Origin of the sequence: Nocardiopsis endophytica, from assembly GCF_027706725.1 — a bacterium.
GTDB lineage: Bacteria > Actinomycetota > Actinomycetes > Streptosporangiales > Streptosporangiaceae > Nocardiopsis_A > Nocardiopsis_A endophytica.
Map to the genome: position 1 here is coordinate 1 of NZ_JAQFWQ010000012.1, position 22,198 is coordinate 22,198.

Genomic DNA, 22,198 nt, shown 5'->3' on the forward strand with positions numbered 1-22,198 from the left:
CCCCGCGATGATCTCGACGGAAGTGCTGTCAAAACCGCCGGAATGGCAGCACCCTCGTCGAGATCATCGCCGGGCAGGGGCGCACCGGGCGCACGGCCGCCATGGGCGCGGGCGGCCACACGCCCACCCGGCCGCGCCGCCGCCCGAACCGCGAGCAGCCCGCCGGACGGCAGGCAGGGCCGGGGAACCGCGCGGCTCGCTCCGTCGCCGCCCTCAACGGCGACCACCCGCACGCGCCGCGGCCGACGACGCTGCAGGTAGGGCCGCTGACCTTCGTCGTTGCTGCCCTTGCGACCTTGCACTCCGGCCGCCCGCCGCCCGGCCGGGGCCCTGAAGCGGGGTACCTGCTCAGCCGCCCGCCCACCCGGACCGCGAGCAGCCCGCCGGACGGCAGGCAGGGCCCGGGAACCGCCCGGCTCGCTCCGTCGCCGCCCTCTCCGGTGACCGCCCGCACGCGCCACGGCCGACAACGCTGCGGTGGGGGCCACCCACCTCCGTCGTCGCCGCCCTCCGCCTCACACTCCGTCGGTCCGCCGCCCGGCCGGGGCCCTGAAGCGGGGTACCTGCTCAGCCGCCTGCCCACCCGGACCGCGAGGGGCCCGCCGGACGGCAGGCGGGGCCGGGGAACTGCCTGGCTGTCTCCGTCGCCGCCCTCTTCGGCGACCACCCGCGTGGCCCGCGGCCGACGACGCTGCGCTGAGGGCCGCCGACCTTCGTCGGCGCCGACCCGGTATCACCCCCACCGCCTCCGGCGTCACGGGTTTCTCGGGGGTGAGCGCTGGGGTTCAGCTTCTCGACGCACGCCGGTAACCGGGCGGGGGCAGCATGTTGCCTCGCCCTCGGACCGCCCAGGTCGAGCCCCTACCGCGCACCCGAAAGCGAGCAGCGCCGCCGTGCAGTCCCTCCTCGCGGACGTTCGGGGGAGGGCCTCCTCCTCCCCGCGGTCCGCAGCAGCCCCAGCACCCTCCGCCGGGGGGCACCGGCCCGAGATCGACGGGCTTCGGGCCGTCGCCGTCCTGCTGGTCGCCGCCTACCACATCTGGTTCGGCCGGGTCTCCGGTGGCGTGGACGTGTTCCTGCTGGTCAGTGGTTTCCTGATCACCGGTTCGCTGGTGCGGTCCGTCGAGCGCTCGGGCGGGGTGGGTGCCGCCGCCTTCCTCGGGCGGCTGTGCGCCCGGCTCATGCCCGCCGCCGCCCTCGTCCTCGCCTCGGTCCTGGCGGCGACCCGGTTCCTCCTCCCCGAGGACCGGTGGCGCGACACCCTCTCCGAGACCGTCGCCGCGGCCGCCTACCACCTCAACTGGCACCTGGCCCTGGACTCGGTCGACTACCTCTCCCGCAGCGGGGCCGTCAGCCCCCTCCAGCACTTCTGGTCGCTGTCCGTCCAGGGCCAGTTCTATCCCCTGTGGCTGGTGCTGATCGCCCTCTCGGCCTGGGCCGCGCGCCGTGCCGGGCGCACGGTCCGCGCCGGGGCGGCCGTCGCCGTCGCCGCCGTCTTCGCCGCCTCGCTCGCCTACTCGGTGTACATGACCCGCACCGACCAGCCCTGGGCCTACTTCGACACCGGCGCCCGCCTGTGGGAGCTGGCCCTGGGCGGCCTGCTCTTCCTGGCCCTCCCGCGCCTGGACCTCCCGCGCGCGCTGCGCGTCGTGCTGGGCTGGCTCGGCCTGGCCGCGCTGGTCTCCTGCGGGCTCCTGCTCCAGGTCTCCACCGAGTTCCCCGGCTACATCGCCCTGTGGCCGACCCTCGCCGCGGCGGCGGTCATCGCCGCCGGGACCAGCGGCTCCCGGTGGGGCGCCGACCGCCTGCTGACCCTGCGCCCCCTGCGCTACCTGGGGTCCCTCTCCTACGCCCTCTACCTGTGGCACTGGCCGGTCCTGGTGTTCTACCTGCACGCCACCGACCGCACCCTCGCCAGCCTGCACGGCGGGCTCGCGGTGATGGTGGTCTCGGTGTTCCTGGCCGCCGCCACCACGCCGCTCGCCGACCGCGTCGTCGCGTTCTCCAAGCGGCGGCAGGGGGACAAGGAGCGGCGGAAGGCGGAGGAGAGCGGGAAGGCGGCCGAGGGCGAGGAGGCGGGCGCGGAGCCCGGGGCGCGCACCCGGCGCCGCCTCCCCGGGCCGGCGCGGGCCGCCGCCGTCGGGCTGGCCTGCCTGCTGCCCGTCCTGCTCGCGGCGGGCGCCTGGTCGCTGCAGATGGACGCCGAACGCCGCGCCCGCGAGGCCCTCGCCTCCGACCCCGACGTCTACCCGGGCGCCGCCGCCCTCGCCGACGGCGCCGCCGTGCCCGACGCCCCCGTCTACCCGCCCCCCGCCGAGGCCGCGGACGACGTCCCCGTCACCTACGACGACGGCTGCAACCAGACCACCTTCGACGCCGAGGTCATCACCTGCGCATACGGCTCCGACGACCCCGAGCGCACCATCGCCCTGGTCGGCGGCTCCCACTCCGCGCACTGGTTCCCGGCGCTGGAGGAGATCGCCGCCGAGCACGACTGGCGCATCGTCAACATCGTCAAGGGCGCCTGCCTGTTCACCGACGCCCCGCAGACCTACAAGGGCGACCCCTACACCTCCTGCGCGGAGTGGAACCGCGGCGTGATGGCCGAGCTGGAGGAGATGCGTCCCGACGCGGTGTTCACCACCGGAACCACCACCAGCATCGACACCTCGGCCGGCTACGGCGGCGAGCAGGTCGTGGACGGCTACGTCGACCGCTGGCGCGAGCTGGAGGCGATGGGCGTGGAGGTGGTGGCGGTGCGCGACACCCCGCGGCTCGGCTTCGACGCGGTGGAGTGCCTGGGGGAGGGGACGCCGGACGAGTGCACCGCCCCGGCGGACGTGTCCATGGCACCGGACTCGCCCCTGGACGGCGCCGACCTGCCCGGCAACGTGTCCGTCCTCGACCTCAACGACCTGCTGTGCAGCGGCGGCGAGTGCCCGCCGGTCATCGGCAACGTCCTCGTGTACTGGGACAGCAGCCACATCGGCGCGACGTACATGCGCACCATGGCGCCGGAGCTGGAGGAGCGCCTCCTAGCGGCGACGGGCTGGTGAGGCGGGCGGCGCCGCCCACGAACGCGGCGCCGCCCACCAGCGGGGCGCCGCCCCCTCAGCGCGGCTCCGGCCCGCGCGGCTCCGCCGTCCGCCCCTTGGCCTGCAGCAGCCGCAGCGCCTTGCGCTTCTCGAAGTCCATCGCCCGCGCCCGCGGCGGCGCCAGCCGCCCCAGGCGCTCGCCGTAGGCCCGCACCCGCGCCAGCGTCTCCGGCTCGGCCAGCATTCGCAGCGCGAACGCCAGCGCCGCCGGGGTGATGTCGAACCCCCGCTCCAGCTCCAGCCCCGCGGCGATGGTGCGCAGGTCGTCGGAGGAGAAGCGGCGGTGCCGGTGGCCCCGCCCGGTCGGCTGCTCCTTGGTGGTCGGCAGCAGGCCGAGCGCCTCCCGGTAGCGCAGGCTGCGCGGACTGGTGCCGAGCGCGTCGGCGGCCTCCGAAATGGGCACCGCGTCCGCGCGGCGGCCCGGGCTGGGAGAGGACATGGCCCGACCCTAACCGACCGCGGCGGCCCCCACCGGGCCCGGCCGCACCAATCTGACATTTCCCCGTCAAATTCGCGCCCGAGGCCGTGCCCTGCGGCAGGATCGGCCTCTAGACTCGGTGCGCATCCACCACGAGGAGTGAAGACACGCATGTCATTCGACTTCAAAGTCGCGGACCTGTCCCTCGCCGACTTCGGGCGCAAGGAGATCCGTCTGGCCGAGCACGAGATGCCCGGCCTCATGGCGACCCGCGCCGAGTACGGCGACTCCAAGCCCCTCGCGGGCGCCAAGATCATGGGCTCGCTGCACATGACCGTGCAGACCGCCGTGTTGATCGAGACCCTGGTCGCCCTGGGCGCCGAGGTCCGGTGGGTCAGCTGCAACATCTTCTCCACCCAGGACCACGCGGCCGCCGCGGTCGTCGTCGGCCCCGACGGCACCGCGGACAACCCCAAGGGCGTGCCGGTCTACGCCTGGAAGGGCGAGACCCTGGAGGAGTACTGGTGGTGCACTGAGCAGGCGCTCACCTGGCCCGGCGGCGAGGGCCCCAACATGATCCTCGACGACGGCGGCGACGCCACCATGCTCGTGCACAAGGGCGCGGAGTTCGAGAAGGCCGGCGCGGTGCCCGACCCGTCCACGGCCGACTCCGAGGAGTTCCGGATCTTCCTGACGCTGCTGCAGAAGAGCGTCAAGGCCGACCCGAACAAGTGGACCGAGATCGGCAAGCGCGTCAAGGGCGTCTCGGAGGAGACCACCACCGGCGTGCACCGCCTCTACGAGATGGCGCGCGAGGACAAGCTGCTCTTCCCGGCCATCAACGTCAACGACTCGGTCACCAAGAGCAAGTTCGACAACAAGTACGGCATCCGCCACTCGCTGCCGGACGGCATCATGCGCGCCACCGACGTCATGATCGGCGGCAAGGTCGCGGTCGTCTGCGGCTACGGCGACGTCGGCAAGGGCTCGGCCGAGTCCCTGCGCGGCCAGGGCGCCCGGGTGGTCGTCACCGAGATCGACCCGATCAACGCCCTCCAGGCGGCGATGGACGGCTACGAGGTCGTCCGCATCGAGGACGTGGTGGACACCGCCGACATCTTCATCACCACCACCGGCAACTTCGACATCATCCGCGCCGACCACATGGAGCGGATGAAGCACCAGGCCATCGTCGGCAACGTCGGGCACTTCGACAACGAGATCGACATGGCCGGCCTGGAGAAGATCCCGGGCATCAAGAAGGACGAGATCAAGCCGCAGGTGCACGAGTACACCTTCGCCGACGGCCACTCGATCATCGTCCTGAGCGAGGGCCGCCTGCTGAACCTGGGCAACGCCACCGGGCACCCCAGCTTCGTGATGTCCAACAGCTTCACCAACCAGGTGCTGGCCCAGATCGAGCTGTACGCCAAGACCGAGGAGTACCCGGTCGGGGTGTACACCCTGCCCAAGATCCTCGACGAGAAGGTCGCCCGCCTCCACCTGGACGCCCTGGGCGTCAAGCTCACCGAGCTGACCAAGGAGCAGGCCGCCTACATCGGCGTGGACGTGGCCGGCCCGTACAAGCCGGACCACTACCGCTACTAGGAGGGCCTTCGCGGCGACTCCTCGCACGGCACACTTTCGCGATGGCACTGCCTGACCACGACGTGGCGGACCTCGGCCTGGCGCAGGCCGGGGTCCGCCGCGTGGAATGGGCCGAACGCGCCATGCCCGTCCTGGGGCGCATCCGGGAGCGCTTCGCCGAGGAGCGGCCCCTGGAGGGCATGCGCGTGTCGGCATGCATGCACGTCACGGCCGAGACGGCCAACCTGCTGCGGGCGCTGCGCGCCGGGGGCGCCGACATCGCCCTCGCCGCGTCCAACCCGCTGTCCACCCAGGACGACACGGCGGCCGCGCTCGTGGCCGAGTACGGCGTCTCCGTGCACGCGCGCGCGGGCATGGACGAGGACGCCTACGACCGCAACCTGCTCACCGTCCTGGAGCACCGCCCGCACCTGCTCTTCGACGACGGGTGCGACCTGGTCAACATCGCCCACACCGAGCGGCCCGACCTGATCGAGGAGGCCGCCGGGGGCTGCGAGCAGACCACCACCGGCGTGATCCGGCTGCGCGGCATGAGCGCCGAGGGGGTGCTGAGGCTGCCCATGGTGGCGGTCAACGACACCGCCACCAAGCGGATGTTCGACAACCGCTACGGCACCGGCCAGTCCACGATCGACGGCATCCTGCGCGCCACCAACGCCATGCTCGCCGGGCGCACCTTCGTGGTGGCCGGGTTCGGCTACTGCGGCCGGGGCCTGGCCGAGCGCGCCCGCGGCATGGGCGCCCGCGTGGTGGTCACCGAGGTCGACCCGGTCAAGGCGCTGGACGCGGCGATGCAGGGCTACACGGTGCTGCCGATGGACGAGGCCGCACCGGTCGGCGACGTCATCGTCACCGTCACCGGCAACCGGGACGTGGTCCGCGCCGAACACCTCGCCGCCCTCAAGGACGGCGCCGTGCTGGCCAATTCCGGCCACTTCGACGTGGAGATCGACCTGGACGCGCTGGAGGCCATGGCGGTCGAGGTGCGCCGGGACGTGCGCCCGGAGGCTGACGAGTACGTGTTGGCCGACGGGCGCCGGGTGGTGCTGCTGGCCGAAGGGCGCCTGGTCAACCTGGGCGCGGCCGAGGGGCACCCGGCGGCGGTGATGGACATGTCCTTCTCCGGCCAGGCGCTGACGGCCGCCTGGATCGCGGCCGAGGGGGAGTCCCTGGAGGCCGGGGTGCACGAGGTGCCCGCCGGCATCGACACCGAGGTGGCCCGCCTGGAGCTGGAGGCCCTGGGCGTGCGCACCGACGCGCTCACCCCTGAGCAGGTGGAGTACCTGCGCTCCTGGCGCGCGTGAGGCGCTCGGCCTCCCGGCGGCGCCGCTCGGCGAGCACCGCCGCCAGGTAGTCGGGCGGCGTGGTGCCGGGCGGCGGGGGCGGCCCGACCCGGGAGGCGACCAGGCCGGCGATGCGCACCCCCATCTCGTGCCGGGTGTGCGGGGTGAGCTCGCCGAAGCGCAGCACGTACTGGCGGGCCATCGCGGCGGTGTCCGGGTCCAGGCCGCTCAGCTCGGCGGCGGCCGCCCATTCGGCCAGGTGCGGGGGCATCGGGACGTCGCCCTGCCCGGTGCGGCGGCTGCGCTCGGAGACGACCAGCGTCCCGGCGGCGAAATCGCCCACGCGGCGGCCGTCCCGGTCCAGGATCGAGCTGATCAGCGCGATCATCCCGGACAGCGTCCAGATCTCGATGGCGCCGATCAGGCCGCGCACCAGCGCCTGCCGGAAGCGCTCGGGGGAGCCGTCCGACCCCACCACGCGCAGGCCCAGCGCCATCTTGCCCAGGGAGCGGCCCCGGGTGGCGGTCTCGAAGGCGACCGGGTACCCCACCATGATCAGCACCATGAGCAGCAGGGACACCGCGGTGGTCGCGGCCGGGTCGACCCCGTCGGCGATCGCGAAGGCGGTGAGGACCACCCCGAGGAGCAGGAGCCCCTGCACCGCGATGTCGATGCCCAGCGCCACCAGCCGGGTGGCGAAGCCCGCCGGGCGCAGGTCGAGCACCACCGCGTCGCCGGTGACGAGCGGCTCCCGCCCGTCCGGCGGGCCGTGCGCGTCGAAGACCACGTCCGCCCCCTTCGTCCTCGCCTGTGTGCCTCCTCCCTAGTCTGGCATCACCGGTAGGGTCGCTTGACGTGGAGATCGACGTTTACGCCGCCGCGCACCGGGAGGACTGGAAGCGGCTGGAGGCGCTGGTCCGCCGGCGCCGCCGGCTGACCGGCCCCGAGGTGGACGAGCTGGTCGACCTGTACCAGCGCGTGTCCACCCAGCTGTCCGCGGTGCGCTCGGCCGGGGCCGACCCGGCCCTGGTGGGGCGGCTGTCCGGCCTGGTCGCGCGGGCGCGCGCCGCCGTGGTGGGGGCGCACACCCCGGCCTGGAAGGACGTGACGCGGTTCTTCACCCGCACCTTCCCGGCCGTGGTGTACCGGCTGCGCTGGTGGTGGATCTGGGCGACCGCGGGAACCGTGGGCTTCGCCGCGGCGATCGCCTGGTGGCTGGCCACCGACCCGGCGGCGATGGCGGCGGTCGGCACCCCGGAGGAGATCCGGGCCTACGTCGAGCACGACTTCGCCAACTACTACGTGGAGCACCCGGGCGCGTCGTTCGCCGCGCGCGTGTGGACCAACAACGCCTGGGCGGCGGCGCAGGCGCTGGCCCTCGGGGTGTTCCTGTGCGTGCCCACCGTCTACGTGTTGGCGATCAACGGCGCCAACCTGGGCGCGGCGGCGGGCATCATGTTCGCCAACGGCAAGGGGGACGTGTTCCTCGGCCTGATCCTGCCGCACGGCATGCTGGAGCTGACGGCGGTGTTCGTGGCCGCCGGGGTGGGCATGAAGCTGGGCTGGACCATCATCGACCCGGGCGGCCGCCCCAGGGGCCGCGCCCTGGCCGAGGAGGTGCGCGCGGCGATGGCCGTGGCGCTGGGCCTGGTGCTGGTCCTGTTCGTCTCGGGCCTGATCGAAGGCCTGGTGACCGGGTGGGTGCACACCACGTGGTTGCGGATCGGCATCGGCGTCGTGGCCGAGGCGGTGTTCCTGCTGTACGTGTTCACCCTGGGCAGGAAGGCCCACAAGGAGGGCGAGTCCGGCGACATCGAATCCGCCCCGGCCTCGGCCCCCACGGCGGCGTAGAAGCGGCCCCTGCTCGGCACCCGGTACGACACGACCGCAAGGGGTTCCGGCCGGAACGTTAATACACAGGTTCGAAGAAGCGCCTGCGGCCTGCCGTGACCGCTTATTAGCTTCTCCGCCATGGTCAAACCACCGCATGAGGCCCTGCACCGGATCTTCTGCGAGGATCCGCATCTTCTGGGGCGCACGTTCGAGCACCTCTTCGGCAATGGTCCACCGGCCCCCGACGCGGTGTCGGTGCTCAACACCGATCTCTCCGAGATCAAGGTCATCGAGCGCCGTGCGGACTCCGTCCTGTGGCTGGAGTACGGCGCCGAGGGGCACATCCTGATCATCGAGTCGCAGTCCGAGAAGGACGGGGACAAGCGGGGGAGCTGGCCCTACTACGTCTCCTACCTGTACGAGAAGTTCGGATGCGGCGTGACGCTGCTCGTCGCGTGTCCGTCGAGGGCGACGGCATCCTGGGCGCGTGACCCCATCGTCATCGGATCTCCATGGCACGCGACCCAGATGACGACCCCGATCGTGCTGGGGCCGGACAATGTCGAGACCGTCACCGATCCCGAACGGGCCGCCGGAGACGTGATGCTGGCGGTGTTCTCCGCGCTCGTTCACCGGAAGGGGCCGGATCGGGATGGCATACTGAAAGCGCTGGCCGAGGCGCTGGACACGATCGAAGTGGCGACCGCGAAGTACATCGCCGAGTTCACGGAGACCGGCCTCGATGAAGGCCCGGCGCGAGAGTTCTGGAGGGAACTGATGGCCGGAGCGACCTACCACTACCCGTCCCAGATGCGGCTGCAAGGCCGTGAAGAGGGCCGTGTGGAGGGCCGTGTGGAAATGGCGGCGCACGCCGTGCTCACGGTTCTGGAGGGGCGGCGGATCCCCGTCTCAGATGCGGCGCGGAGGCGCGTTCTCGCCTGCACGGATCAGGACGTCCTCGAAGTCCTCCTCCGGCGGGCCGGTGTCGTCGCGTCGGCTGACGAGCTCCTGGACGACCTACCGGAGGACCGCCCTTCGGCGGAGTGAGCCACCGTTCGGGGCGGGGCGCATCCTCGCCCCGAACGTCGTCTACAGCCTCCCCTGGGCCTTCATGGTGATGTAGGCGTCGGCCAGGGCCGGCGCGATGGTCTCGGGCGGGGCGTCCACGACCTCCACGCCGCGCTTCCTCAGTTCGGCCGTCACGCGCCTGCGGTCGGCCATGGTCCTGCGCGCCGCCGCCGAGCGGTAGACCGCGTGGGCGTCCCCGCGTTCGGCGGCCATCGCCTCCACCGCCGGGTCCGACACCGCCGCCAGCATCACCGTGTGGCGCGACGTCAGCGCCGGGAGCATCGGCAGCAGGCCCTCCTCCAGGGCCGAGGCGTTCAGGTCGGTCAGCAGCACCACCAGCCGCCGCGAGCGGCCCTGGCCGCCCAGCACCGAGGCGGCCATCGCCGCCGGGTCCGACTCCACCAGCGCCGCCTCCAGCGGGGCCATCGCCTGCACCATCGCCGGCACCGACGTGCCCCGCCCCCGGGTGCGCACCTGGGCCCGCACCCGGCGGTCGAACGCGAGCAGGTCGACCCGGTCGCCCGCCTTGGCGGCCAGCGCCGCCAGCAGCAGCGCCGCGTCCATCGAGTGGTCCAGCCGGGGCTCGTCGCCCACCCGCCCGGCCGAGGTGCGGCCGGTGTCCAGCACCAGCAGGATGCGCCGGTCCCGCTCGGGCCGCCAGGTGCGCACCACCACCGACTCCCGGCGGGCCGTCGCCCGCCAGTCGATGGAGCGCACGTCGTCCCCGGGCACGTACTCGCGCAGCGAGTCGAACTCGCTGCCCTGCCCGCGCACCAGCGCGCTCGTGCGCCCGTCCAGTTCGCGCAGGCGGGCCAGCTTGCCCGGCAGGTGGCGGCGGCTGTGGAACGGCGGCAGCGCCCGCAGCGACCACGGCACCGTGTGCGTGGCCTGCCGCGCCGCCAGCCCCAGCGGGCCCAGACAGCGCACCGTCACCCCGGCCGACGCGTGGTCGCCGCGCCGCTTCGGCCGCAGGACGGTCTCCAGGCGGCGCCGCTCGCCGCCCGGCACCCGCAGCCGGTGCCGGGCCGGGTCCGCCCCGGTGCTCGGCGGCCAGGCGTCGCGCAGCACGCCGCGCAGCGCCCGCCCGGACGGGTTGGCCACCACCAGCTCCACCCGCGCCGTCTCGCCCAGCCGGACCGAGGTGTCGCCGGACCGCTCCAGGCGCACCCGGCGCGCACTGGGCGCCAGCGCCGCGTCGGCGCCGATGAGCACGACGACCAGGGCCACCGACGCCCACGCCGCCCAGGCGGCGAGCGCACCGGCGGCCAGCACCACCGGAACGGCGGCGAAGGCGAGCGCCACCGCGCGGCCCGTGACCGCCATCACCGGGGGACCGGCACCGCGGCCAGCACGCCGTCGAGCACCCCGTCGGCGGTGGCGCCCTCCAGCTCGGCCTCCGGGCGCAGCGCCACCCGGTGCCGCAGCGTCGCCCGCGCCAGCGCCTTCACGTCGTCCGGCGTCACGTAGTCCCGGCCCGACAGCCACGCCCACGCCCGCGACGTGCGCAGCAGCGCGGTCGCCCCGCGCGGGGACGCGCCCAGCTGCAGCGACGGCGACTGCCGGGTGGCCCGGCACAGGTCCACGATGTAGCCCAGCACCTCCTGGGAGACGCGCACCGACGCCGCGGCCGCGCGCGCCGCGGCCAGCTCGGCCGGCCCGGCGACCGGCCGCACCCCGGCCGCCTCCAGGTCGGAGGGGTCGAACCCGGCGGCGTGCCGGGCCAGCACCCCCACCTCGTCGTCCCGCTCGGGCAGGTGCACCACCAGCGTGAGCAGGAACCGGTCGAGCTGGGCCTCGGGCAGCGGGTAGGTGCCCTCGTACTCCACCGGGTTCTGGGTGGCGGCCACCACGAACGGGTCGGGCAGCGGCGACGGGTCCCCCGCCACCGTCACCTGCCGCTCCTCCATGGCCTCCAGCAGCGCCGCCTGCGTCTTGGGCGGGGTGCGGTTGATCTCGTCGGCCAGGAACAGGTTGGTGAACACCGGCCCGCGGTGGAACTCGAACTCGGCGGTGCGGGCGTCGTAGACCATCGACCCGGTCACGTCGCCGGGCATCAGGTCCGGGGTGAACTGGGTGCGCTTGTGGTCCAGGTCCAGCGCCGCGGACAGGGTGCGCACCAGCAGCGTCTTGGCGACGCCGGGAACGCCCTCCATCAGCACGTGGCCCCGGCACAGCAGGGCCACGACCAGGCCGGTCACCGTCTCGTCCTGGCCGACCACGGCCTTGGCGACCTCGTGGCGCACGGCGCCCAGGGCCTGCCGCGCCTGTTCTGCGCTGGGCGCGCCCTGCGGGGTGAAGGCGGTCACGGTGTGCTTCCCTCTCTCGGTGGTGGAGGCTCGGTGGTCAAGCGGTGGCGCCAGAGGCCCGGCGCGGGCCGCTCAGGCGCCGGGGGACAGCCGCCGCTCCAGGCGGTCGAGGTCGTCGGCCAGGGCCGCCAGCGCCGTGTCGTCGGCCGGCACCCCGTCCTCCGGGGCACCGTACAGCAGCCGCCGCACCTGGACCGGGTCGTCCCCGGTGCGCAGGGCCACCGCCGCGGCGACCGCGTCGGCGTCCGTGTCGGCCGCGAGCCCGACGGCGGTGCGCAGCCGCTCGGCGGCGTCCGCGCGCAGCGCCGCGGCGGCCCGGTCCCGGGCGCGACGCGCGGCGTAGAGCCGCGCCCGCCCCTCGGTGGTCTCGGCGGCCCGGACGACGACCGGCAGCCGCTCGGTGACCAGCGGCCCCAGGCGGCGGCCCCGCCACAGCGCCAGCAGCAGCAGAGCCGCGCCCAGCGGCACCAGCGACCAGCGCAGTGACGGCGGAAGCAGGTCCCACATGGTGCTCTGCCCGCTCTGCACGGGCACGTCGGGCAGGAACCAGACGACGTCCCGGCCGTCGACCAGGTTGAGCATCAGGGCGGCGTTGCCCTCCTGCCCCAGGTTCGCGTTGGTCAGCGGCGCGCGGTCGCCCAGGACGGTGGTGGCGGCGCCGTCCGGGCGTTCGGCGACGACGAGGCCGTCCCCGCCGTCGACCGGATAGCACCCGGTGGTGCCGCCGCTGTACGACTCGCCGCCGGCATCGGCGGACCCCGCCGCGCGCGCGGCGGGCAGGCGGCATTCGGGCTCCGGGGTGACCCCGTCACCGCGCCCGGCCGTCTCGACGCCGGGGGCGAGGAGGCGCAGGGCGGGTCCGGTGGGCTGCACGGCCAGCACGTCGGCGCCGGAGCCGGCGAGCCGCTCCAGCTCGCCCCGGGTCAGCCTGTGGCTCGAGGACAGCACCACCAGCGCGTCACCGGAGGCGGCATCGAGCGCCGAGGCGCTGTCGCGGGCCACGGTCACCTCGCTGCCCCGCTCCTCCAGGATGTTCACCAGCGCGCGCGAGCCCTCCGGGGTGCTGGCCTCGGGCTCCAGCGAACCGGTGCGCTCGGGGCGCGCCCCCAGGGACACGGCGAAGGACAGCAGCACCAGCACCGCCACGACCGCGATGGGGCCGCGGGCGCGCCGCCAGCGGGCGCCCGCCTGCGACGGGGGAGCGGTCGGCGGAGCGTCGGAGGCCGAAGGGGCGGTCGGGGCGGCGGTCGTCACCGGGCGTCCTCCCGGGGGCGCGCGGCGGACAGCGCCTCGTCGAGCTCGCGCAGCGTGCGGTAGCCGTCGGGCGTGGCGGGCCGGTCCCCGTAGGCGCAGTCGTTGAACACCGCCGCGGCGGCCTCCAGCGCGTCCTTCTGGGCGGGCATCGCCTCGCCCGCGTCGGCCGCCAGCTCGGTGGCGGTCCGACCCGGGCGCGGTGCCACCACGCCGCGCTCCTCCAGCTCGAGGGCGACGGCGCGCAGCCGCTCGCGGACCGCCGCCGAGTAGTCGCCGCCGGCGGCGTGCCGCTCGGCGGCGGCGCGGTGGTCGGCCGGGGTCGCCGGGGCGCTGTCCCCGAACAGGGCCTGCGCGGTGCGCGCGTTGCGGGACGGGCGGGCGTAGACGATGAGCGCGATGACGACGAGCACCAGCACTGCCAGCAGCGGCCCCAGGGTCCACCAGCCGCCGGGCAGACTGCCCGAGGCGCCCCTGAGGAATTCCTGCAGCAGGTCCCCCAGGGCGGTGAAGACGCGCTGGATCCACCCGGGCTCGGCGTTGCCGTAGGCGGGGTCGGACAGCTCCTCGGCGGCGATGCGGGCGCCTTCTTCACGGCTCACCACGGCGCGGCCCCCGGGGCCCCGGCGGCGGGCGGCGCGGAGGGCTGCTCGGGCAGGTAGACCTCGGGCCCGATGCCGCGGCCCTCCTGGGCGGCGGCCTGCAGCCTCAGGTCGAGGGCCTCGCGCCGCATCCGCAGGTCGACGTAGAGCAGCCCGGTCACCCCGCTAAGGAACGGGGAGGTCACCGCGCCCCCGATGACCGCCCCCAGGAAGATCGTCGCCCCGTAGACGACGGCGGCCAGCGCCGGATCGGGGATGAGCGTCATCCCCAGCGTCCCGCCGAGGGAGAACGGCGTGGCCAGCACGCTCGCGACCATCTGGGTGACCAGCGAGGCCAGCAGCAGGATGCCGAAGGTGCGCCACCAGGAGCGCTGCGTCAGCCGCCACGACCGGGCCAGCGCCCGCCCGGCGCCCATCCGCTCCAGCACGGCGGCGGGCATCGCCAGCGCCGTCCGCACGTACACCCACACCCCCAGCACGACGGTGAGCAGCATGCCGCCGAGCATGATCGGCACGCCGATCCAGGGCTCGATCTCGACGGCCACGTACACCCCGCCGATGAGCGCGCCGAAGAACAGCACGAACCAGCCCACGCCCATGAGCAGCAGCAGCCCGGCCACCCCGAGGACGGCACCGGTGCGCGGGGCGAACCAGGTGAACGCCTCGCGGATCGTGGGCCGCTGGCCGAGCACCGCCATGCCCACCACCGCGGCCAGCACACCGGACAGGACCGCCGCGCCGACGAACTGCACGACCAGCCCGGCGGCGTTGAGCACCAGCGTGCCGATGGAGAACGGGAAGGCGTCGGCCGACCCTCCGCCGTCGACCTGGGCGGTGACCCGGTCGATGTCGTTGAGCATGCTGCCGCTGCCGATCGAGGGCAGCAGCGCGATGACGGCCGACAGCAGGACCGCGATCCCCAGCACGGTGCGGGGGTTGCCGCGGATGTAGGTGAAGGCGCCGTTGAAGATGTCGCCGAGGGTCAGCGGGCGCAGCGCGATGATGCCGGGGCGCGGCACCGGCGGCGGTCCCCAGCCCCAGCCGGGGGCGCCGTGGCCCGGGTACCCGCCCGGGGGCGGGGGAGGGCTGCCCGGGGGCGGGTACCCGCCGGGCGGCGCGTGCCCGCCCGGAGGCGCGAACCCCGGAGGTGCGGCGGGACCGGGCGGCGCGAACCCCGGCGGCGGCGCGGCGGGGCCCTGCGGCGGGGGCGTCGTCCCCCCTCCGCCGGGGACGGCCCATGGGCCCGGGGACGGCGCCCCCTCGGGACCCGGCTCGCCTCCGGGGCGGCCCTCGTCGTGCGTCATCTCTCCTCCGCCGTCCGTCCGTCGCGTGGGGACACCCACGCTATGCCAGAACTCCCCCGGAGCGGGCGCGGCCCGGGTGGAACGCCCGTCCGCCCCCCTCGTGAGCGGCGCGTCCGTCCGTTCGTTTTGTATGCTTTCGGTTATCTACCGACCAAGTCGCGCGATGTTCGGAGGCGGACCGCACGGGCGGCGTCCACGGACGGCGGGCGGGGCGGGGAGCACAGCGATCGGGGAGGCGATCGGGCGGAGGCCGCGGGGCGACCGGGGCGAACCGCAGCCGGACCCGCCGGGGAGATGGCAAGGTGTGGGTGAGAACACGGCTCCCGCCAGGGACCCCGGCATTAGTGACCGCAGTTCGCCGCTTGAGTGTCCAGAAAGGAGAAGGCGCTGGGTGACGCGTCCCCCTCGGGGGAGGCGGACCGGGTGCCGGAAGCATTGATGAAGGGACGCGTACTGGTCGTCGACGACGACCTCGCCCTCGCCGAGATGCTCGGCATCGTCCTCAGAGGCGAGGGCTTCGAGCCGACGTTCGTGCACGACGGGGACAAGGCGCTGGAGGCCTTCCGCGAGTCCAAGCCCGACCTGGTCCTGCTGGACCTGATGCTCCCCGGCACCGAGGGCATCGACGTGTGCCGGCAGATCCGCGCCGAGTCGGGCGTCCCGGTGGTGATGCTGACCGCCAAGGGCGACACCGTCGACGTGGTGCTCGGCCTGGAGTCGGGCGCCGACGACTACATCGTCAAGCCCTTCAAGCCCAAGGAGCTGGTGGCGCGCGTGCGCGCGCGCCTGCGCCGCACCGAGGAGCCCGCCCCCGAGGTGCTCCAGATCGGCGACATCACCATCGACGTGGCCGGGCACGCGGTGCGCCGCGACGGCGAGCCGATCAGCCTCACCCCGCTGGAGTTCGACCTGCTGGTGGCGCTGGCCCGAAAGCCGCGCCAGGTCTTCACCCGCGAGGTGCTGCTGGAGCAGGTGTGGGGCTACCGGCACGCCGCCGACACCCGCCTGGTCAACGTGCACGTCCAGCGCCTGCGCGCGAAGATCGAGAAGGACCCGGAACACCCCGAGGTCGTGGTGACCGTGCGCGGCGTCGGCTACAAGGCCGGCGGCGCGGCCTGACCGGAACCGGACAGCGGCAGTGGTGAGCGGCGGCACCGGCGAACCCGATGGGCCGGACGGGGAGGGGGCCGAGGAGGCCGCCCCCGGACGGCTGCACCGGGTGAGCGCGGGGCTGCTCCGCGGCTACCTGGCGGCCCAGCGGGCCGCCCGGGGCCTGGTGCGCTGGGTGCACCAGCGCTGGCGCTCCTCGCTGCAGCTGCGGGTGGTCGCCAGCACGCTGGTGATCTCGGTGGCGGTCGCCGCCGTGCTCGGGTTCTTCCTGGTGCAGCAGGTGCGCAGCGGGCTGCTGGAGGCCCAGCGCGAGGCGGCGCTGAGCGACCACGCCGCCGGGATGAGCAGCGCGATCAACGCCCTGCAGGACGGCGACCAGTCGGTCGACCCGGACCAGCAGCTCGAGGACATCGTCGACGAGCTGTCCGGGGGCCGCGCGGAGTCGGGCACCTACGACGTGATGATCCTGCCCAGCGTGGCCGGCAGCCGCGGGTACGTCGCAGGGGACGTGCGCAGCTCCTCGGTGCCCGAGCGGCTGCGCGAGCAGGTGCAGGCCTCGGGGACGGGCGAGCCCTCCTACTGGACCTACACCACCATCCGCCGCGAGTTCGCCGCCGACGAGCCGGGCCTGGTGGTGGGCGCGCCGCTGTCGCACACCTACGAGCTGTACTACGTCTTCCCGCTCTCGCACGAGCAGAACATCCTCGACCTGGTGCAGAACACCCTGTTCATGGTGGGTGCGCTGCTCACCCTGGTGCTGGGGGTGATCTCCTACCTGGTCACCCGGCAGGTGGTCAGCCCGGTGCGGGCCGCGGCCGGGTCGGCCGAGCGGCTGGCCGAGGGCGACCTGAACGAGCGCATGCAGGTGCGCGGCACCGACGACCTGTCCCGGCTGGCGGTCTCCTTCAACGAGATGGCCGGGAACCTCCAGGAGAAGATCCAGGAGCTGGAGGAGCTGTCCAAGTCCCAGCGCCAGTTCGTCTCCGACGTCTCGCACGAGCTGCGCACCCCGCTCACCACCATCCGGATGGCCGGCGACCTGCTCTACGAGCAGCGCGACGACCTCGACCCGGCGATGAACCGGTCGGTGGAGCTGCTCCAGGGGCAGCTGGAGCGGTTCGAGGAGCTGCTGGCCGACCTGCTGGAGATCAGCAGGCACGACGCCGGGGCCGCCACCCTGGCGGTGGAGCCGGTCGACATCCGCGACTGCGTGCTCAAGGCGGTGGGCGACTCCGAGCAGATCGCCGAGAAGCGCGGCATCAAGGTGGTGCTCCGCCTCCCGGCCGAGCCCTGCACCGCCGACATGGACTCCCGCCGCATCACGCGCATCCTGCGCAACCTGGTCGTCAACGCGATCGAGCACAGCGAGGGCCGGGACGTGGTGGTGACCGCCGCCTGCGACCGGGACGCGGTGGCGGTGGCCGTCCGCGACTTCGGCGTCGGGCTCAAGGAGGGCGAGGAGCACCTGTGTTTCGACCGCTTCTGGCGGGCCGACCCGGCCCGCGCCCGCACGACCGGGGGGACCGGTCTGGGCCTGTCGATCGCCAAGGAGGACGCCCAGCTGCACGGCGGGTGGCTGCAGGCCTGGGGCGAGCCGGGCGCCGGGTCGCAGTTCCGCCTCTCCCTGCCCCGCGCCTCCGGCAAGGAGCTGCGCGGGTCGCCGCTGCCGCTGGTCCCGCCGGAGCGCTCCATGGGCCGGGGGCGGGCCGCCCGCCCCGCGCCGGGGGAGGCGCCCGAGGCCGAGCCCGGTCCCGCCGCCGAGCAGGGGCGGACCCCCGCCGCGGGGGAGGTCGGATGAGACGCGCCCGGGCCCGTACCGGCGCCGCGGCGGGCGCCCTGGCGGTGCTCATCGCCGGTGGCTGCGCCACGGTGCCCTCGGCCGGCCCCATCGCGCAGAGCGACCGCGGCGGCGAGTCGCCCGCCGCCTCCGACTCCTACGTGCGCATGCTGCCCGCCGGTCCGCAGCCGGGGGTCAGCGAGGTCGGTCTGGTCGAGGGCTTCCTCAAGGACATGGCCAGCTTCGAGGACAACCACGCCGCGCCGCGGCGCTTCCTGCTGCCCGACCGCCGGGCCTCCTGGTCGCCGGACGACTCGGCGCTGGTCTACGAGAGCATGGACTCGGTCTCCCTGGACGTGGAGCCGGGCGCCGACGACGACAGCGCCACGGTGCGGATGCGCACCCCCGAGGCGGCCTCCATCGGCTCCGACGGGCACTACGTGGCCGGGGACGGCGGCGAGATCATCGACGTCGACTTCGAGCTGGAGCGCGACGAGGACGGCGAGTGGCGCATCGCCGACCTGCCCGACCGGCTCATCCTGGCCCGCGGCGACGTGGAGCGGGTGTACCGCCCGCTCAACCTGTACTTCTTCAACCGGGACCGCTCCACCCTGGTGCCCGACCCGGTGTTCCTCCCGGTCACCTCCGACGACGTGGCCACCCGGCTGGCCAAGAAGGCGGTCGCCGGGCCGACCCGGTGGCTGTCGCCGGCCGTGGTCTCGGCGTTCCCGGACAAGGCCACCGCGGACGTGGCCTTCGACGGCGGCCGGGTGACGGTGGAGCTCGGCGGCCGCGCGCCCTCGGCGGCCGACCGCGCCGACATGGAGGCCCAGCTCGCCTGGACCCTCAAGCAGCTCCCCGAGGTGCAGGAGGTGGTGCTGCGCGCGGGCGGGGAGGAGAGCCGCATCCCCGGGGACGAGGAGGAGTCCCTGCAGGGCGGCACCGAGCAGTGGAAGGACGAGGACCCCTCGGGGGTCGAGGGCAGCCTGAACGCCTACTTCGTGCGCGAGGGCCGCCTGTGGAGCATGAAGGGCGAAGAGGACGGCGCCAGCCCCGAGATCGCCGCCGTGCCGGGGGCGCCCGGCCAGACCGGCGGGGGGCTGACCGGGTACGCCGTCTCGCTGGACCAGAAGCACTTCGCGGCCGTGGACGCGGAGAACGACCGGGTGATGCTGGCCGACAGCGGTGACGAGTCGTTCCGCCCCGTCCTGGAGGGCGGGGACTTCAGCGCGCTGTCCTGGGACGGCTACGGCAACCTGTGGGCCGTGGAGCGGACGGAGGCCGCGTCCGGGGACGACGAGGAGGAGGACTCCGGCGGCTCGGACTCCGGCGGATCGGACGGCGGTTCGGACTCCGGTGACGGGGACGAGGAGAAGGAGCCGTCCACACGGGTGTGGACGCTGCGCGAGGGCACCGAGCCGGTGGAGGTCACGGTCCCCGGCCTGAACGACCGGACGGTGACGCAGCTCCGGCTGTCCCGGGACGGCACCCGCGCCGCCGTCATCACCGAGGAGGGCGACGCCGGCGGCCGCCTGTGGGTGGGCCGGGTGTCGGTCGACTCCGACGGGGGCGTGCGCCTCGGCGGGTTCATGGCCCTGGCGCGCGACGTCGGCGAGGTGGTCGACGTGGCCTGGCGCGGCGGGGACCAGCTCGCCGTCCTGGGCACCAAGCGCGACGGGGCCGTCCGCGGGTACCTGGTCCCCCTGGACGGCGGCACCGCCCCCTCCAGCGTCGGCCCGCTGACCGGCGCCCGCACCATCGCGGCCGCCCCCGACCTCCCGCTGCTGGCGGGGGCCGACGACGACCAGCTCTGGCTCACCGCCGACCGCGTCATGTGGCAGCGCGCCACCGAGGGCTCGGACCCGGTCTTCCCGGGGTAGGGCGCCGGGCGCCCGGGCGTCCGTCCACAGGGGCGCGGTCCGTCCCCCGCGGCCGTCCCGGGGCGTGCACGGTGGCGGCATGACGTCCTTTCCGTCCCTCCTCCCGTGCCTCCGGGCGCTCGGCGGGCTGGCGCTGGGCCAGTGCTGCCGCGCCTGCGGGCGGCCGGGCGCCCTCGTGTGCCCCGAGTGCGCGGACGCCCTGGCCGCACGGCCGCACCGCTGCTCTCCGCGCCCCGGATGCCCTCCCGCCTGGGCCGCCGGCCCCTACACCGGAGTGGACCGCGCCCTGCTCCTCGCCTACAAGCACGGCGGCGCCCGCGCGCTCGCCGCGCGGTCGGGGGCCCGGCTCGCCGCCGCCGTCGCGGCCTCCGCGCCGGGGCCGCGCCCTCTCCTGCTGGTGCCGGTCCCCGCGCGTCCGCAGAGCGTGCGCCGCCGCGGCGGGGACCAGACCCTCCCGCTCGCCCGCTCCGCCGTGCGCGAACTGCGCCGCCGGGGCCGCGCGGCGGAGCAGCGGCCCCTGCTGCGGCACCGCCGCAGGGTCGCCGACCAGGTGGGCCTGGGGCGCGGGGAACGGCGGGGGAACCTGGCCGGGGCCCTGGAGGTCCGGCGGGGCGCGTCGCGCGCGGCGGACGCGGACGCGGTGCTCGTCGACGACGTGGTGACGACCGGGGCCACCCTCGCGGAGGCGGCGCGCGCCCTGCGCACGGCGGGGGTGCGCGTCCGGTCGGCGGCGGTGCTGGCGGAGCGCCGCTGAGCACGCGTCCGTGGGGCCCATGGGGCGCATGTGGCGCACGGGGTCCGAGGGGCCGCCGGGCGGGAACGGCGGTGAAAAAACTTTTTGCCCGCACCCCCGGAGGGGGCCCACTCCGGTGGCGGGACGGGCCATCCGGGCCGTTTCCAGGAGCTCCGGGGCGAATTCTCCACCTGACAAGAGGCGGTTCTCGGGTTAGCGTTTCGGACATGGCACCCGCCCGGGTCCGTGGTTGCGCCGGGGTGCGCTGCGCCGGAAGGCGGAGCGGACCGCGGCAAGCCGATGCCAGGCGCAGGCGAAACGGCCCACGTAAGGCGACTTTTCGTCGACCGATCACGGTGCGCCTTAGAGGTAAGACCTGCCTCGCAGAGGGTCCGGATGACCCTCGGCCGCGGGAGAAGGGCAGTAGTCGCACGCGAAGCGGCGGACCCCTCAGCAGGCGGATGTGGGGACGAAGACCAGGTCGGCCGGGCGGGTGGCATCCTCTTCCCCCGGACCGGGCCGCGCCCTGGGGCGCGGACGTCCCGAATGTGGTGTTCCCTACCGTGAACTGGGCCTCTGCCACACGATGCACGGGTGATCATGGCCGCGATCCGGGGTATACGCAAAGCCATAGCGAGCCGTCGCGAGCCGTCCGGACCCCGGCGGGGCCGGTCGGGCGGAAGGAGGAGCCCTTCCCGCGCGCTCCGCGCGCGGGGATGCACCAACGGCCTGGCCGCCGCGCCGCGGCGGCTGAGCGATCAAGGGGGTCTTGTGGACATCATCGTCAAGGGGCGACGTACCGAGATCAGCGACAAGTTCCGGCAGCACGTCGAGAACAAGCTCACCAAGCTCTCCAAGTGGGAGCGCAAGGGCATGAGCGTGGACGTCGAGGTCTCCCGGGAGCGCAACCCGCGTCAGGCGTCCCAGAGCGAGCGCATCGAGCTGACGATCCACTCCACCGGCCCGGTCATCCGCAGTGAGGCGTCGGCCGACGACCGCTACGGCGCCCTCGACCTCGCGCTGGACCGGGTGGAGTCCCGGCTGCGCAAGGCCGTGGACCGGCGCAAGGTCGGCAAGGGGCGGCGCGCCCCGGTCTCGGTGGCGGCCGCCACCGCCGACCTGGCCGAACCGGGTGCCCCGGGCGCGGTCGCGGTCCCGGCGCCGTCCGCCCCGGCGCAGCCCTCCGGTGAGGAGGCGCGGTTCGACGACGAGTTCGTCGAGCTGGACACCCAGGGCGAGGCCCCGCTCATCGTGCGGGAGAAGTCGCACTCGGCCAAGCCCATGAGCATCGACCAGGCCCTCATGGAGATGGAGCTCGTGGGCCACGACTTCTACCTGTTCCACGACGAGGACAAGGACGCCCCCAGCGTCGTCTACCGGCGCAAGGGCTTCAACTACGGCGTCATCCGGCTGACGGACTGACCCGGCCCCCGTGCACCACCGGTGGTGAGGGGCGGCGCGCCCGGCGCGCCGCCCCTCCGCCTGTCGCTCCTGTCGGTCCCCCCGTGCGGGGCTCAGGCACCGGCCCGGCGGCGCTCGGCCTCCAGCTCCCGGTCCCGTTCCTTGATCTTGTGCAGCGGCGTGGTGTGCGGCTCCTCCGACTCCCGGTGCGGGTCGTCCAGCACCACGTCGGTGAAGATGTCCCCGGCCACGCACACGGCCAGCCCGGCCAGGGCCGCCACCGCCGCCGCGGCCAGCAGCCACGGCGTCCCGGTCACCATCGCCAGCGCCGCGGCCAGGGCGCCGGCCACCACCAGCGCCACCCCGGCCCAGGAGCGGCCCCGGCCGCGGTGGCTGCTGGTCGGTGCGAAGCGCCCCCCTTCCCGCTGGTAGCCGCGGATGCGGGCGTCGTAGCGTCCGGCGTCCCGTCCGGCGGCCTCCTCGCGCTCGCGCCGATCGGTCATGGCGGGCTCCCCCCTTCGCCGTGCCC

Annotated in this window: 18 protein-coding genes; 10 read left to right on the forward strand and 8 right to left on the reverse strand. The window is 74.7% G+C overall.

All coding sequences use genetic code 11. The features are described 5' to 3' along the window. The first annotated feature begins 893 nt into the window (after nucleotides 1-893). Entirely contained in the window at nucleotides 894-3,056 is a 2,163-nt protein-coding gene (locus tag O4J56_RS06225; protein ID WP_270684250.1) for an acyltransferase family protein, read from the forward strand. Nucleotides 3,057-3,111: 55 nt separating this feature from the next. Here the strand turns inward: O4J56_RS06225 and O4J56_RS06230 are convergent, their stop codons facing one another. Further along, nucleotides 3,112-3,534, reverse strand: coding sequence for a MerR family transcriptional regulator (locus O4J56_RS06230; RefSeq protein WP_270684251.1), 423 nt, complete (start codon nucleotides 3,532-3,534; stop codon nucleotides 3,112-3,114). A gap of 150 nt (nucleotides 3,535-3,684) precedes the next feature. On the opposite strand from O4J56_RS06230, the gene ahcY (O4J56_RS06235) reads away from it, so the two are divergent. Both ahcY (O4J56_RS06235) and ahcY (O4J56_RS06240) read left to right on the forward strand, forming a co-directional pair. Then, on the forward strand, nucleotides 3,685-5,121 hold the full coding sequence (gene ahcY / locus O4J56_RS06235) for an adenosylhomocysteinase (RefSeq protein WP_270684253.1): 1,437 nt from the start codon (nucleotides 3,685-3,687) through the stop codon (nucleotides 5,119-5,121). 41 nt (nucleotides 5,122-5,162) lie between these two features. Beyond that, on the forward strand, nucleotides 5,163-6,425 hold the full coding sequence (gene ahcY, locus O4J56_RS06240; RefSeq protein WP_270684255.1) for an adenosylhomocysteinase: 1,263 nt from the start codon (nucleotides 5,163-5,165) through the stop codon (nucleotides 6,423-6,425). Here the strand turns inward: ahcY (O4J56_RS06240) and O4J56_RS06245 are convergent. Continuing rightward, nucleotides 6,382-7,191 carry an RDD family protein gene (locus O4J56_RS06245; RefSeq protein WP_270684257.1) on the reverse strand — a complete coding sequence of 270 codons (810 nt, stop codon included), beginning with the start codon at nucleotides 7,189-7,191 and terminating at the stop codon, nucleotides 6,382-6,384. The two genes, ahcY (O4J56_RS06240) and O4J56_RS06245, sit on opposite strands and share 44 nt — an antisense overlap. Before the next feature lie 68 nt (nucleotides 7,192-7,259). Between O4J56_RS06245 and O4J56_RS06250 the strand changes: the two genes are divergently transcribed. Together O4J56_RS06250 and O4J56_RS06255 are read left to right on the forward strand one after the other, a co-directional pair. After that, nucleotides 7,260-8,255, forward strand: a complete 996-nt coding sequence (locus O4J56_RS06250) for a stage II sporulation protein M (RefSeq protein ID WP_270684258.1) — start codon at nucleotides 7,260-7,262, stop codon at nucleotides 8,253-8,255. A 120-nt stretch (nucleotides 8,256-8,375) separates the two neighbouring features. After that, nucleotides 8,376-9,284 carry a hypothetical protein gene (locus O4J56_RS06255; protein ID WP_270684259.1) on the forward strand — a complete coding sequence of 303 codons (909 nt, stop codon included), beginning with the start codon at nucleotides 8,376-8,378 and terminating at the stop codon, nucleotides 9,282-9,284. A 42-nt stretch (nucleotides 9,285-9,326) separates the two neighbouring features. On the opposite strand, the gene O4J56_RS06260 is transcribed toward O4J56_RS06255, so the two are convergent. The 5 genes from O4J56_RS06260 to O4J56_RS06280 form a co-directional block, all read right to left on the reverse strand. Beyond that, entirely contained in the window at nucleotides 9,327-10,628 is a 1,302-nt protein-coding gene (locus O4J56_RS06260) for a DUF58 domain-containing protein (RefSeq protein ID WP_270684261.1), read from the reverse strand. Next, nucleotides 10,628-11,611, reverse strand: coding sequence for an AAA family ATPase (locus O4J56_RS06265; protein ID WP_270684263.1), 984 nt, complete (start codon nucleotides 11,609-11,611; stop codon nucleotides 10,628-10,630). Before O4J56_RS06265 ends, O4J56_RS06260 begins: the two co-directional genes overlap by 1 nt. Nucleotides 11,612-11,683: 72 nt before the next feature. Then, nucleotides 11,684-12,865 carry a DUF4350 domain-containing protein gene (locus O4J56_RS06270; protein WP_270684265.1) on the reverse strand — a complete coding sequence of 394 codons (1,182 nt, stop codon included), beginning with the start codon at nucleotides 12,863-12,865 and terminating at the stop codon, nucleotides 11,684-11,686. Then, on the reverse strand, nucleotides 12,862-13,464 hold the full coding sequence (locus O4J56_RS06275) for a DUF4129 domain-containing protein (protein ID WP_270684266.1): 603 nt from the start codon (nucleotides 13,462-13,464) through the stop codon (nucleotides 12,862-12,864). Before O4J56_RS06275 ends, O4J56_RS06270 begins: the two co-directional genes overlap by 4 nt. After that, nucleotides 13,461-14,768: a glycerophosphoryl diester phosphodiesterase membrane domain-containing protein gene (locus tag O4J56_RS06280; RefSeq protein ID WP_270684268.1), complete on the reverse strand. Its 1,308-nt coding sequence runs from the start codon at nucleotides 14,766-14,768 to the stop codon at nucleotides 13,461-13,463. The genes O4J56_RS06275 and O4J56_RS06280 overlap by 4 nt, the downstream gene beginning before the upstream one ends. A 438-nt stretch (nucleotides 14,769-15,206) precedes the next feature. Here O4J56_RS06280 and mtrA point away from each other — a divergent pair, with 438 nt between their 5' ends. The 5 genes from mtrA (at nucleotide 15,207) to hpf (ending at nucleotide 21,690) form a co-directional block, all read left to right on the forward strand. After that, on the forward strand, nucleotides 15,207-15,887 hold the full coding sequence (gene mtrA, locus O4J56_RS06285) for an MtrAB system response regulator MtrA (protein ID WP_017538510.1): 681 nt from the start codon (nucleotides 15,207-15,209) through the stop codon (nucleotides 15,885-15,887). Between the two features lie 19 nt (nucleotides 15,888-15,906). Continuing rightward, the gene (gene mtrB / locus O4J56_RS06290) at nucleotides 15,907-17,676 is read left to right on the forward strand and encodes an MtrAB system histidine kinase MtrB (protein WP_408639088.1); all 1,770 of its coding nucleotides are present in this window, start codon (nucleotides 15,907-15,909) and stop codon (nucleotides 17,674-17,676) included. After that, nucleotides 17,673-19,535 carry an LpqB family beta-propeller domain-containing protein gene (locus O4J56_RS06295; RefSeq protein ID WP_270684273.1) on the forward strand — a complete coding sequence of 621 codons (1,863 nt, stop codon included), beginning with the start codon at nucleotides 17,673-17,675 and terminating at the stop codon, nucleotides 19,533-19,535. Before mtrB ends, O4J56_RS06295 begins: the two co-directional genes overlap by 4 nt. Before the next feature lie 79 nt (nucleotides 19,536-19,614). Continuing rightward, entirely contained in the window at nucleotides 19,615-20,289 is a 675-nt protein-coding gene (locus O4J56_RS06300; RefSeq protein WP_270684275.1) for a ComF family protein, read from the forward strand. Nucleotides 20,290-21,039: 750 nt separating this feature from the next. Continuing rightward, nucleotides 21,040-21,690: a ribosome hibernation-promoting factor, HPF/YfiA family gene (gene hpf, locus O4J56_RS06305; RefSeq protein ID WP_270684277.1), complete on the forward strand. Its 651-nt coding sequence runs from the start codon at nucleotides 21,040-21,042 to the stop codon at nucleotides 21,688-21,690. Nucleotides 21,691-21,782: 92 nt separating this feature from the next. On the opposite strand, the gene O4J56_RS06310 is transcribed toward hpf, so the two are convergent. Next, nucleotides 21,783-22,172: a hypothetical protein gene (locus O4J56_RS06310; protein WP_270684278.1), complete on the reverse strand. Its 390-nt coding sequence runs from the start codon at nucleotides 22,170-22,172 to the stop codon at nucleotides 21,783-21,785. Nucleotides 22,173-22,198 lie beyond the last annotated feature (26 nt).